The organism is Pseudomonas sp. P9_35 (genome assembly GCF_034008205.1).
Lineage (GTDB): Bacteria > Pseudomonadota > Gammaproteobacteria > Pseudomonadales > Pseudomonadaceae > Aquipseudomonas > Aquipseudomonas kilonensis.
This window is the reverse complement of record NZ_CP125373.1, coordinates 5,266,973-5,278,662: the sequence shown is the minus strand read 5'-3', so window position 1 is coordinate 5,278,662 and position 11,690 is coordinate 5,266,973. Positions and strand designations below refer to the sequence as shown.

Below are 11,690 nucleotides of genomic sequence, written 5' to 3'. Positions count from 1 at the left end.
CGGTGTACAAGCTCTGCTTCTTCGTCCCGGCCAGCCATCTGGACGTGGTCAAAAGCGCCGTATTCGCTGCCGGTGGCGGGCGAATCGGCGACTATGAGCACTGCGCCTGGCAAGTGTTGGGCCTGGGCCAGTTTCGCCCTCTGGACGGCAGCCAGCCGTTCATTGGCGAGGCGGGGCAGGTTGAGCAGGTCGAGGAATGGAAGGTGGAGCTTGTCGTTGCTGATGAGTTGATTCGTGCGGTGGTGGTGGCTTTGAAGCTCAGCCATCCCTATGAGACGCCGGCGTATGAGGTGTGGCGGTTGGAGGATTTTTGATCTTCTCCGCTTAAATGAAAAACCCGCTGATTGGATCAGCGGGTTTTTTATTGGGTGTGGGTTTTGTGTGTATATCCGTTGCTGCGGTCACGGCTGCTGACGGTTCCGCTCTTACAGCGGCTCACTTTTGAGAAGCGCAAAAGTAAGCAAAACGCTCTTGCCCCACCACTCGGTGCCTCGCCTAGGCTCGGCATGCCCTCACTCCGGCATTGCTCCGTGGGCCGCCGCGAAGGGCCATCCATGGCCCAGCGCGGCTAACCCGGCATCCATGCCGGGTTGCCCACTGCGCAATGCCTGCGTTCGGCCATCGTGGTTAACGGGGCGCCCGAGATCAACGTCCACGCCGAGGCGGCCTAGTAGCCGGCCTGGCTCTCCTGGTCGTACACCCGTCAGATCTGTGGGAGCAAAGCTTGCTCGCGAAGACGGCGGTACACCCAATACTGATGCAAGCTGACCCACCGCTTTCGCGAGCAAGCCCACATAAATTTTGTGTTCACTGGAGATTAAATGCGGGAGCGAGCTTGCTCGCGATGGCGGTGTGAGCTGGTCTAATAGTCCCGGACACCTCAATAGGTGAAACTACACCTATTGAGGAATATTCCATGACCAAGAAGTACAGAAAATTCGACGCCGCTTTCAAGCTAAGAGTCTGCAAGATGATTGTTGACCAGGGCCTGAGCGTGAACTCCGTTTGTACCGATTTAGACTTGAGTGACACGGCCGTGCGCCGCTGGGTCCAGCAGTACCAAGCCGAGCAGTTAGGTGGTACAGGGATTGGCAAACCGTTAACCAGCGAGCAACAGCGTATTCGTCAGCTTGAGCAGCAGATCCGCGAGCTGAAGACGGACAACGACATATTAAAAAAAGCTACGGCCTTCTTTGCCCGCGAATTGAAGTGATCCACCAATTGGTTCACCAAATGCAATGCAAGGCCTACCCGCTAATACGTATCTGCCGGGTTTTGCGGATCAGCCGTTCGGGGTTCTATGAAGCTCGTCAGCGGTCTTTTAAGCCAAAAGCTGTCTGTCCGATTGCAGCTCGGGTCAAAGCTACGTTCATGACCAATGAGCACTGTTATGGCAGTCGTCGGGTGATGAAAGCGCTGCGTAGCGATGGTGTATCCATTGGGCGGCACAAGGTCCGTCGGCTGATGAAACAACAGGATTTACGCCCGATCTGGAAGCGCAAGTTCGTTCATACCACCGACAGTAATCATAATTTCCCGGTAGCTGAGAACCTGCTCAACCGCCAGTTCAATCCCGAGCAGATCAACCAATCATGGGTTGCTGACATCACTTATATTCGCACCCGAAGCGGCTGGCTGTACTTGGCGGCTGTCATGGATTTGTATTCACGCAAGATCGTGGGCTGGGCCATGGCACCGCATATGCGCGCAGAGTTGGTGTGCGGCGCTATGCAACTGGCCATCACACAGAGACAGCCTGAACCGGGTCTGATCGCGCACTCAGATCGGGGCAGCCAGTATGCAGGCGTTACTTACCAAACCTTGCTGACACGACATGGCTTGCGCTGCAGCATGAGCCGCAAGGGCAACTGCTGGGACAACGCAGTCATGGAGCGTTTCTTCTTGAACCTGAAGATGGAGCGCGTTTGGAGGAAAGACTATGCCAACCATGATGAAGCAATCAAGGACGTCACGGATTACATTGTGCGGTTCTACAATGAACGACGAATGCATTCATCGTTAGACTATTTGCCGCCCAATCAGTACGAGCGGCAAACAGCCTGAAAACACCGATTGAGGTGTCCGGAAAAAGTTGACCACCTCAGTGGTTCAGTCAAATGGATGTTGGGCTGCAGGCCTCATCGCGAGCAAGCTCGCTCCCACAAAGGAACTCCGGGTGCACACGAATATTGTGTCTGCTGAAGATCCGATGTGGGAGCGAGCTTGCTCGCGATGGCGGTGGTTCAGTCACATGGATGTTGGGCTGCAGGCCTCATCGCGAGCAAGCTCGCTCCCACAAAGGAACTCCGGGTGCACACGAATATCGTGTCTGCTGAAGATCCAATGTGGGAGCGAGCCTGCTCGCGATGGCGGTGGTTCAGTCAAATGGATGTTGGGCTGCTGGCCTTATCGCGAGCAAGCTCGCTCCCACAAAGGAACTCCGGGTGCACACGAATATTGTGTCTGCTGAAGATCCAATGTGGGAGCGAGCCTGCTCGCGAAGGCGGTGGTTCAGTCACATGGATGTTGGTCTGCAAGCCTCATCGCGAGCAGGCTCGCTCCCACAGGAGAAACGCGGTCCCACCAAGAACCAGGTCGGCTACCAGGCCGCCTCGTGGTGGATGTTGATCTCGGCGCCCCGTTAACCACGATGGCCGAACGCAGGCATTGTGGAGTGGGCATCCCGGCATGGATGCCGGGATAGCCGCGCTGGGCCATGGATGGCCCTTCGCGGCGGGCCCACGGAACAATGCCGGAGTGAGGGCATGCCGAGCCTAGGCGAGGCACCGAGTGGTGGGGCAGAGCGTTTTTGGTTACTTTTGGCGCTCTTTCCAAAAGTGACCCGCCGTCAGGGCGGAACCCTAAGTGGCCGTTAGCGCAGCAACGGATATGTACCCAATTCAATCCAAAAAAAGCCAATCTGAATTTGTGCGAAACATCCCTGATCAGATGGCTGGTCTGTCAGACGCACCGAAGTTTCCGACATGTTTTTAAGGTTGTCCCTCAGAAACGGGGGCTCTAGTTTTCGGGGCCTACATCTCCAAACGCAGGGATCGCTCACTGCTCTTTGGCAAGGCCAAGTGGCAGATCCCAGTTTCAAGGAGCAACATCAGCCTCTGAGGTTCAAACATGGAAATGCCGGATACGATCGCCCCCCACCTCAATACAAGTACCGCGCTGGGACAGGCTTTGGTTTCAATGTTCAAGTCCGTCGAAGCGGAGCTGACTTCTGAGAATGCAGTGCCTGGGGTGGTCAGAGTCATCGTTTTTGGTGGGTGTGCAGTGCACCTTTATACAAACCATCGTGTCTCCACGGACGTTGACGCCGAAATTTATGAGGCTAGCCTTCCAGAAGGCTTTCATCTTCGAACGTTACTTGCGGAAGTGCCTGAGCAATTTGTCGACGAAAAGTCCGGCCGATTGATGGAGCTCAACTACGACCTCCAATACAACACTAGCTTTGGTCCGATTCACGAGGACTATTGGGCTCGAAGCCTCCCTCTTGAAGAGTTCCCGGTAGAGTCTCCTCTACACGTTCACGTTGCTGCCCCTGTAGATATTGCGATTTCGAAGTTGGGCAGAGCAACGGATCAGGATATTGGCGACATCATGGCGCTCCTAAGGGCCGGCTTCATATTGACCACTGAGCTGCGTCGACTGGCATTGCAGGCAATTGATGTATATGTTGGCAACAAAGAGCCTCCAATTTCTGTTCTTACTCAAATTTTGCAAGATTATTTGGAGAATACAGATGGCGAAGCCTGCTAACGGCCACGTCCTCTCAGCCGCTCTGGACACATTGGTCAAAAGCCCGTTGGATCACGCAGATGATGCCGCACTCGTGAGCGCGGCCAAGGCTGTCTGGTATTCCAACTCGGACTTGATAAGCGCAGCTCAAGCTTTTCTGAGTCAGCACACTGATGAGATCGAGCTGCGTCGTGCAGGCTATCTGCTCGAACGACTCACCCGATTTTCGTGTGTCACGGACAGTCGTGCATTGGAAGTCTTCAAAGCCCTCGAGCTATTTTTACGCTCGACACCCAAGCAAGCCATAACCTCACAAACCGCTGTTGCGCTTCGCAGACGCCGTGATGAACTCGCTCTCTCTTGGGGATTGAATGAAGGTCTTGGCTTGAAGGTGCAAACCCTCTTGCCTTTCCAGACCCGGCATTATGAGGCTGAGCAGCGCGCGGCGTTTGTGTAAGCCCAAACGCCATCCTCGAAAACCGGCTTCGGCCGGTTTTTTGTTGTGTGAATGATCACCGCTTGGTCTGTCAGACGCACCGAAGTTTCCGACATGTTTTTAAGGTTGTCCCTCGGAAGGTAGGGCTCTAGCCTTTGGGTGTCGCTGCCAATTCAGCGACCGGGTTTGACCGTCCGAAAAAAATCAAGGGGCAATAGGCCCGGACGTTTTGTCCTGGGCTCCATTAATTTAAAGGAGCTTCAATTGAAAAATAATTCTGACATGCCAAAACCCACCTCCACCTTCCCCTACGGCGACTACGCCCCCGAAAAGCTGAAAGAAGCCGCCGACCGCGCGATGGACCATTACCTCAAGCCCGACGACAGCGAACCAGACCCCCAACCCTCGGTGCAGTTGTTCAGCGTATCGGACAACGTTGACACCGAAACCTTGCTAGCCAACCTCAGCGAAACCCTGGCCTCGGCCAATGCGGTGCTTAGCGACCTCCTGTTTGACTTGGACGGTTCGCGGCGGCATGTGGCGTTGGGCGTGGCGCAGATGATCGAGCTGGGAACGTTGTTGGCGAACAAAGCCTTGGACCGGGTAGAGCTTCGGACTTGATGCCACGTAACCTGTGGTGAGGGAGCAATCTCGCGCGGGGCTCTGTAGGAGCTGGCGAAGCCTGCGATCTTTTGATCTTTTGATCTTTTGATCTTTCGCTTGAGACTCAAGTGTCTGGGGCAAGATCGCAGCCTCGTTGCACTCGACAGCTCCTACAGGCGCAACCCAGCGGGAGCAAGCTCCCTCGCCACAAAAAAGGGTGTTACGGTCGGATTTCGATCATCGTCCCATCCGGCACCAGGTTCCACACCTCGCGTATGTCCACATTGCGCATGGCGATGCAGCCATCGGTCCAGTCCAGCGTGTGGAACAACTGCTCAGGGTTCTCTTCCGAATCCGGCGTGCCGTGGATCATGATCATCCCCCCTGGTTCCACGCCTTCGCGGCGGGCGCGGGCGGCGTCGCTGATGTTGGGGTAGGAAATGTGCATCGACAGATAGAACCGGTCGCTGGTCTTGCGCCAGTCCAGCCAATAGAAGCCTTCAGGGGTGCGCTTGTCGCCCTCGATCAGCTTGGGGCCTTTCTTGGCGCCCTTGCCCAGGGAGATGCGATAGGTCTTGAGCGGCTTGTCGTCGTTGATCAATTGCAATTGATGGGCGGACTTGAGCACCAGCACTTTTTCGATGACCTTGCCGTTGTAGGTTCCCACCGCAGCGGCCTGGGACATAGCAGTGAACGACAAGCAGAACAGGACAAGCAACCAGCGCATTGAAACGATATCCCTAGGAGGTGTCGCGGCTATATTGGATTGGTTTTTTCAGGTGTTGGCAGGTTGGGCCAGCGGTGGGATCGATTCGGATCGCACGGGGTAATCCTCCGCCCGGCGGTCCGCGTAGAAGTATTCCAGGGTGCGGCCCACCGTACGGAAAGCCAACTCGTCCCAAGGAATGTCCGCTTCTTCGAACAACTGCACTTCCAGGCTCTCGGGCCCGGCGGCGAAATCCTCGTCCACCAGTTCGGCGCGGAAGAATACATGTACCTGGCTGATATGCGGTACGTCAATCAGCGTATAGATGCTCAAGTTTCGCACCCGGGCGCAGGCTTCTTCGGCGGTTTCGCGTACGGCGGCCTGTTCGATGGTTTCGCCGTTCTCCATGAAGCCCGCCGGCAGCGTCCAGTAACCGCGCCGCGGCTCGATGGCGCGCCGGCACAACAGGACTTTAGTGCCCCAGGTCGGTACGCAACCGGCCACGATGTTGGGGTTCTGGTAATGGATGGTGTGACAGGTGTCGCAAACAAAACGCAGGCGCGAGTCGCCTTCGGGTATGCGTTGGGTCACCGGGTTACCGCACTGGCTGCAGAATTTCATGCTTGGGTTCCTGAATGCTGCGCCTATCTTGGCGTGCGTAGGCCGGTGCGGCAAGTTGTCGTTTCGCGACACGGCGCGGTGCGGGGGTTGGGCCGCTTGAACGATTGGTGCATGATGCAAGGTAGCGAACAAATCGAGAAGTCTCATGCTGGACGAGCTACTGCATCGAGTAAGCAACCATACCCCGCACGATCTGCAGACCGACCAACGTTTCCCTGAAGCCGCGGTGCTGGTGCCGATTACCCGCAGCGATGAACCGGAGCTGGTACTGACCCTGCGCGCCAGCGGCCTCTCGACCCATGGCGGCGAGGTGGCGTTCCCCGGCGGGCGCCGTGACCCGGAAGACCCGGACCTGATCTTCACCGCCCTGCGCGAAGCCGAGGAAGAAATCGGCCTGCCGCCCGGCCTGGTGGAGGTGATCGGTCCCCTCAGCCCGCTGATCTCGCTGCACGGTATCAAGGTCACGCCGTATGTCGGGGTGATTCCGGACTACGTCGAATACCAGGCCAACGATGCCGAGATCGCTGCGGTATTCAGTGTGCCGCTGGAGTTTTTCCGCAAGGATCCGCGTGAACACACGCACCGGATCGATTACCAGGGCCGTAGTTGGTACGTGCCCAGCTATCGGTTTGGCGAGTACAAGATCTGGGGCCTGACGGCGATCATGATCGTCGAACTGGTCAACCTGCTGTACGACGCCGACATCGACCTGCACACACCGCCCAAAAGCTACATCAATACCTGATGACCCGAGGACCCTCATGAAATACCGCCTGGGCGATGCCCGTGTCGAAACCCACCCACAGAGCTGGGTCGCGCCCAACGCCACGCTGGTGGGCAAAGTCCGCCTCGAAGAGGGCGCCAATGTCTGGTTCAACGCCGTATTGCGCGGTGACAACGAACTGATCCTGATCGGCAAGAACAGCAACGTGCAGGACGGCACGGTGATGCACACCGACATGGGTTATCCGCTGACCATCGGCACCGGCGTGACCATCGGCCACAACGCCATGCTCCATGGCTGTACGGTGGGCGACTACAGCCTCATCGGCATCAACGCGGTGATTCTCAACGGCGCGAAGATCGGCAAGAACTGCATCATCGGCGCCAACTCGCTGATCGGCGAAGGCAAGGAAATTCCCGACGGTTCGCTGGTGATGGGCTCGCCCGGCAAGGTGGTGCGTGAACTGACCGAGGCCCAGAAGAACATGCTTGAGGCCAGCGCGGCGCACTATGTGCACAACTCCCAGCGCTACGCCCGCGACCTGTTCGAGCAGGAACCATGAGCGCCCCTGAACGCCCGGTGCCTTCGCCCTGCGTGAACATCTGCGCGCTGGACGATGACGACGTCTGCACCGGTTGCCAGCGCACCGTGGCGGAGATCACCCGGTGGAGCCGGATGGACAACGAGGAGCGCCGCGGTGTCTTGGCGTTGTGTCATGAACGGGCCAAGGCCAGTGGGTTGGTGTGGATGTTGCCGGCCAGGCGGTGATACCGGAGATGGAATACAAACCCCTGTGGGACACCTACCTGTGGGAGCAAAGCTTGCTCGCGATGCAGGCGCCGTGGTCTTCAGGTAAACCGCGTGATCTTCATCGCGGGCAAGCCTTGCTCCCACAGGTTTGGCTCACACAGCTATGTGCTCTGCAGGCCTCTATTTCAACGATGCCCACCGATCCACCCCCACCACCCCCAGCGCAATCGCGATAAACCCCAGCAATATCCCCCCGGCATTGATGAACACCTGTGGATAACCCAGGTTCGCCACATCGATGAAAGGGTAGGGGTAAGCCGCCAATAGATCCCCGCGCAGCAGGACATAGGCGAAATACACCAAGGGGTAGATCACCCAAAGCCCAACGTGGCCCAGGCGCAAGGTGCCTTTGGGCACCCACAGCCACCAATAGGCGACGTACAGCAAGGGCACCACGTCGTGCAGCAACTCGTCGGCCACGAACTGCCAGCCTTCGGGCTGCCAGAGGTGGCGCAGCAGCAGGTTGTAGGCCAGGCCGACCAGGGCGATGCTCACGGCGATGCCGCTGCACACGCTGGGTAGCAGGAACCAGCGCCGGGCCGCCGACTCCCGAGGGGTCAGTTCCCAGGTCAGTACCACGGCCACCAGGGTGTTGGTCAGGACCGTGAAGAAACTGAAGAAACTCACCAGCCCGCCCAGCAGGCTCGCGTCCAGTTCCCAGCGTCCCAGCAGGATCAGGTACAGCTGGATGCTCAATCCCACCCAGCCCAGCAGTGCCGTCACGCAGACAAAACGCTGTCGCAGCGTGAGGTGACGACCCTGGTCACTTCCCACGGCTCAGACCGGCCGTTTGGTGCGCATCAACTTGATGTACAGGCGCTCGACCTTCTCCCTCGCCCACGGCGTCTTGCGCAGGAAGGTCAGGCTCGACTTGATGCTCGGGTCGCTCTTGAAGCAACGGATGTCGATGCGTTCGGCCAGGCCCGACCATTCGTAGTGCTGCACGAGGGCGTTGAGGATCTGCTCCAGCGTCACGCCGTGCAGCGGGTTGTTGTTGGGTTCGGTCATGGGAGGCCTTCGCGCTAAAGGTGTAAAGCCGCGCACCTTAGCCGAGGTGCCCCTTTGGTGGAAGCATAGCCTTCATCATGGCCGCCAGCGCCAGGCGCACTGTTACCGAATCCGAGATGATTCATGTCAGCAAAAGCCCTTTCTCTATTGAGAGCAGGACATTATCCTTGCGCCGCCTGCTGAAACGCTTCTTCTGTTGTGCCGAAGCCTCTGCGTCCAGCTTATTCCCACTAAACGATCTGATGAATGCTCAATGTCCTGACCCTGAAAGACAGCGCTGTCTCGTTGACTTCCTGTGGGAGCGAGCTTGCTCGCGATAGCCATTGCACATTCAACATCGAAGCCAACTGACACGCCGCCATCGCGAGCAAGCTCGCTCCCACAAGGGATCGCGGCAACCGAATTTGCCTTTTTTCAACTGAACCATGCCCCCGCAAGATCGTCATCTACAGTGACTACTTGCGCGGGACTCCTTAAAACGTCACGGAGAAACACACTATGAGCACTGAGGGTGCTTTGAGTCGAAGCCGTCTGCTACCGAGTCTGCTCGGCATTCTGCTTCTATTGATGGGCCTGGCCCTGCTGGCCGGGGGAGTCAAGCTGAGCACGCTTGGCGGCTCGTTGTACTACCTGCTGGCCGGTATCGGCCTGGCGCTGACCGGCGTGTTGCTGATCATGGCCCGTCGCGCGGCCCTGGGCCTGTACGCGCTGGTGCTGTTCGCCAGCACCGTGTGGGCGTTGTGGGAAGTGGGCCTGGACTGGTGGCAACTGGTGCCGCGCCTGGCGATGCTGTTTGCCCTGGGCATCGTCATGTTGCTGCCGTGGTTCCGCCGCCCGCTGTTGACCGCCGATGCCTCGGCCATGGGCACCCGCACGTTGGGCGCCGCCGTGGTCATCGCCGGTATCGCCGCTCTCGCCAGCCAGTTCACCACCCCGGGTGAGGTCAAGGGTCAACTGGACCGCGACAGCGTGCCGGGCATGGCTAACACCGCACCGGCCATGCCGGACGGCGACTGGAACTCCTACGGGCGCAGTGCCCATGGCGACCGCTATTCGCCGTTGGCGCAGATCACCCCCGAGAACGTCAGCAAACTGGTGCCGGCCTGGACCTATCGCACCGGCGACCTGCCAGGGCCGAACGATCCGGGTGAAACCACTGCCGAAAACACCCCGCTGAAGGCCAACGGCATGCTCTACGTGTGCACGCCTCACAGCCAGGTGATTGCCCTGGAGCCAGATACCGGCAAGGAAATCTGGCGTTTCGATCCGAAGCTTTCCACGCAAAAAGCGCAGAACTTCAAGGGTTGGGCCCACATGACCTGCCGTGGCGTGACCTATCACGATGACGCCGCGTACGCCTCTGCCGAGCAGAGCCCTACGGGTGCCGCCAGCACCACGCCGGCCAGCACCGTATGCCCACGGCGGATCTTCCTGCCGACCGCCGACACCCGTCTGATCGCCCTCAATGCCGACACCGGCAAGATGTGCGAAGACTTCGGCGACAAGGGCCAGGTCGACCTGACCGCCAACATCGGCGGTTTCACGGCCGGCGGTTACTACTCCACGTCGCCACCGGCGGTCACCCAGAACCTGGTGGTGATCGGCGGCCACGTCACCGATAACGTCTCCACCGACGAGCCAAGCGGTGTCATCCGTGCCTACGACGTGCATACCGGCAAGCTGGTGTGGAACTGGGACAGCGGCAACCCGGACGACACCACGCCGATTGCCGAGGGCAAGACCTACACCCGCAATTCGCCGAACATGTGGTCCATGTTCAGCGTCGATGAAAAACTCGGCATGCTCTACCTGCCGATGGGCAACCAGACCCCCGACCAGTTCGGAGGCCTGCGCACGCCGGAATCGGAAAAATACTCCGCCGGCCTGACCGCCCTGGACATCGCCACCGGTAAAGTGCGCTGGTACTTCCAGTTCACCCACCACGACCTGTGGGACATGGACGTCGGCGGTCAACCGACCCTGATGGACATGAAGACTGCCGATGGCGTGAAACCGGCCGTCCTGGCGTCGACCAAGCAGGGCAGCATCTACGTGCTGGACCGCAGCAATGGCCAGCCGATCATCCCGATCAAGGAAATCCCGGTGCCCCAGGGCGCGGTGGAAGGCGACCACACCTCGCCGACCCAACCGATGTCCGACCTGAACTTCGTGCCGCCGGTCCTCAAGGAACGCGACATGTGGGGCGTGACCCCGTTCGACCAGATGCTCTGCCGGATCGACTTCAAGTCGCTGCGCTATGACGGCATGTACACGCCGCCGTCGCTGCAAGGCTCGATCGTCTACCCGGGTAACTTCGGCGTGTTCGACTGGGGCGGCATTTCGGTGGACCCGGTGCGCCAGATCGCCTTCGTCAACCCGAGCTACATGGCGTTCAAGTCGAAGCTGGTGCCGGCCGCCGAAGTGGCTGGTGGCCCGGGGCGCAAGAGCGAAACCGAAGGCGTGCAGCCGAACAAGGGCGCGCCATATGGGGTGATCCTCGAAGCGCTGCTCTCGCCAATGGGCCTGCCTTGCCAGGCGCCTGCGTGGGGTTATGTGGCGGCCGTGGACCTGACCACCAACAAGACCCTGTGGAAGCACAAGAACGGCACCGTGCGTGACAGCTCGCCGGTACCGATCCCGCTGAGCATGGGCGTTCCGAGCCTGGGTGGCACGTTCACCACCGCCAGCGGCCTGGCGTTCCTGAGCGGCACCCTCGACCAGTACCTGCGTGCCTATGACGTGAAAAACGGCAAGCAATTGTGGGAAGGCCGCCTGCCAGCCGGCGCCCAGACCACGCCGATGACCTACACCGGCAAGGACGGCAAGCAATATGTGCTGGTTGTTGCCGGTGGCCACGGTTCCCTGGGCACCAAGCAGGGCGATTATGTGATTGCCTACAAACTGCCGGATTAAGCTCAACCGGCGACCATGAAAAAGGCGACACCCTTGCGGGTGTCGCCTTTTTTTGTCGCAGTGCTGAGCTTTTGTGGCGAGGGAGCTTGCTCCCGCTGGGCTGCGAAGCGGCCCCCTGCTTT

The 11,690-nt window shown here is 59.1% G+C and carries 13 protein-coding genes; 9 read left to right on the top strand and 4 right to left on the bottom strand.

Going from position 1 to position 11,690, the window contains the following annotated elements:
• Positions 1-2 precede the first annotated feature (2 nt).
• The 5 genes from QMK47_RS23365 (at position 3) to QMK47_RS23345 (ending at position 4,804) form a co-directional block, all read left to right on the top strand.
• Positions 3-314 (top strand): YqfO family protein, encoded by a 312-nt coding sequence (locus QMK47_RS23365; protein WP_046064858.1) that lies wholly within the window; start codon positions 3-5, stop codon positions 312-314.
• Between the two features lie 602 nt (positions 315-916).
• Positions 917-2,064 (top strand): IS3 family transposase gene (locus QMK47_RS23360; RefSeq protein WP_253470795.1). Its coding sequence is split into 2 segments (ribosomal slippage): positions 917-1,172 and positions 1,172-2,064, totalling 1,149 coding nucleotides; the frame shifts between segments, so codons are not numbered across the junction.
• A 1,065-nt stretch (positions 2,065-3,129) separates the two neighbouring features.
• A complete protein-coding gene (locus tag QMK47_RS23355; protein ID WP_258689266.1) occupies positions 3,130-3,768 on the top strand; it encodes a DUF6036 family nucleotidyltransferase in 639 nt (212 codons plus the stop codon).
• Complete coding sequence (locus QMK47_RS23350) at positions 3,752-4,204, top strand: hypothetical protein (RefSeq protein WP_186652437.1); 453 nt, start codon at positions 3,752-3,754, stop codon at positions 4,202-4,204. Before QMK47_RS23355 ends, QMK47_RS23350 begins: the two co-directional genes overlap by 17 nt.
• 261 nt (positions 4,205-4,465) lie before the next feature.
• Entirely contained in the window at positions 4,466-4,804 is a 339-nt protein-coding gene (locus QMK47_RS23345) for a DUF6124 family protein (protein WP_253478654.1), read from the top strand.
• A 202-nt stretch (positions 4,805-5,006) separates the two neighbouring features.
• On the opposite strand, the gene QMK47_RS23340 is transcribed toward QMK47_RS23345, so the two are convergent.
• Together QMK47_RS23340 and QMK47_RS23335 are read right to left on the bottom strand one after the other, a co-directional pair.
• Positions 5,007-5,513 (bottom strand): L,D-transpeptidase family protein, encoded by a 507-nt coding sequence (locus QMK47_RS23340; RefSeq protein WP_253477741.1) that lies wholly within the window; start codon positions 5,511-5,513, stop codon positions 5,007-5,009.
• Positions 5,514-5,561: 48 nt separating this feature from the next.
• Positions 5,562-6,113, bottom strand: a complete 552-nt coding sequence (locus QMK47_RS23335) for an NUDIX hydrolase (protein ID WP_320389394.1) — start codon at positions 6,111-6,113, stop codon at positions 5,562-5,564.
• Between the two features lie 145 nt (positions 6,114-6,258).
• On the opposite strand from QMK47_RS23335, the gene QMK47_RS23330 reads away from it, so the two are divergent.
• From QMK47_RS23330 to QMK47_RS23320, 3 genes are read left to right on the top strand one after another with little or no spacing between them, the layout of a single operon-like run.
• Positions 6,259-6,858, top strand: a complete 600-nt coding sequence (locus tag QMK47_RS23330; protein WP_214512413.1) for a CoA pyrophosphatase — start codon at positions 6,259-6,261, stop codon at positions 6,856-6,858.
• Positions 6,859-6,874: 16 nt separating this feature from the next.
• Positions 6,875-7,399, top strand: a complete 525-nt coding sequence (locus QMK47_RS23325) for a gamma carbonic anhydrase family protein (protein WP_214512414.1) — start codon at positions 6,875-6,877, stop codon at positions 7,397-7,399.
• Complete coding sequence (locus QMK47_RS23320; RefSeq protein WP_258689262.1) at positions 7,396-7,605, top strand: DUF1289 domain-containing protein; 210 nt, start codon at positions 7,396-7,398, stop codon at positions 7,603-7,605. The genes QMK47_RS23325 and QMK47_RS23320 overlap by 4 nt, the downstream gene beginning before the upstream one ends.
• 162 nt (positions 7,606-7,767) lie before the next feature.
• Here the strand turns inward: QMK47_RS23320 and QMK47_RS23315 are convergent, their stop codons facing one another.
• Together QMK47_RS23315 and QMK47_RS23310 are read right to left on the bottom strand one after the other, a co-directional pair.
• Positions 7,768-8,421 carry a Pr6Pr family membrane protein gene (locus tag QMK47_RS23315; RefSeq protein ID WP_320389393.1) on the bottom strand — a complete coding sequence of 218 codons (654 nt, stop codon included), beginning with the start codon at positions 8,419-8,421 and terminating at the stop codon, positions 7,768-7,770.
• 3 nt (positions 8,422-8,424) lie between these two features.
• The gene (locus tag QMK47_RS23310; protein ID WP_003205228.1) at positions 8,425-8,655 is read right to left on the bottom strand and encodes a VF530 family DNA-binding protein; all 231 of its coding nucleotides are present in this window, start codon (positions 8,653-8,655) and stop codon (positions 8,425-8,427) included.
• A 498-nt stretch (positions 8,656-9,153) separates the two neighbouring features.
• Here QMK47_RS23310 and QMK47_RS23305 point away from each other — a divergent pair, with 498 nt between their 5' ends.
• Entirely contained in the window at positions 9,154-11,568 is a 2,415-nt protein-coding gene (locus tag QMK47_RS23305; RefSeq protein ID WP_258689258.1) for a glucose/quinate/shikimate family membrane-bound PQQ-dependent dehydrogenase, read from the top strand.
• The last annotated feature ends 122 nt before the right edge of the window (positions 11,569-11,690 follow it).

Bases quoted from the DNA above. Each gene is read 5' to 3' on its own strand.
- QMK47_RS23355 (WP_258689266.1), top strand. From the start codon at position 3,130: ATGGAAATGCCGGATACGATCGCCCCCCACCTCAATACAAGTACCGCG.
- QMK47_RS23350 (WP_186652437.1), top strand. From the start codon at position 3,752: ATGGCGAAGCCTGCTAACGGCCACGTCCTCTCAGCCGCTCTGGACACA.
- QMK47_RS23345 (WP_253478654.1), top strand. From the start codon at position 4,466: ATGCCAAAACCCACCTCCACCTTCCCCTACGGCGACTACGCCCCCGAA.
- QMK47_RS23340 (WP_253477741.1), bottom strand. From the start codon at position 5,513: ATGCGCTGGTTGCTTGTCCTGTTCTGCTTGTCGTTCACTGCTATGTCC.
- QMK47_RS23335 (WP_320389394.1), bottom strand. From the start codon at position 6,113: ATGAAATTCTGCAGCCAGTGCGGTAACCCGGTGACCCAACGCATACCC.
- QMK47_RS23330 (WP_214512413.1), top strand. From the start codon at position 6,259: ATGCTGGACGAGCTACTGCATCGAGTAAGCAACCATACCCCGCACGAT.
- QMK47_RS23325 (WP_214512414.1), top strand. From the start codon at position 6,875: ATGAAATACCGCCTGGGCGATGCCCGTGTCGAAACCCACCCACAGAGC.
- QMK47_RS23320 (WP_258689262.1), top strand. From the start codon at position 7,396: ATGAGCGCCCCTGAACGCCCGGTGCCTTCGCCCTGCGTGAACATCTGC.
- QMK47_RS23310 (WP_003205228.1), bottom strand. From the start codon at position 8,655: ATGACCGAACCCAACAACAACCCGCTGCACGGCGTGACGCTGGAGCAG.
- QMK47_RS23305 (WP_258689258.1), top strand. From the start codon at position 9,154: ATGAGCACTGAGGGTGCTTTGAGTCGAAGCCGTCTGCTACCGAGTCTG.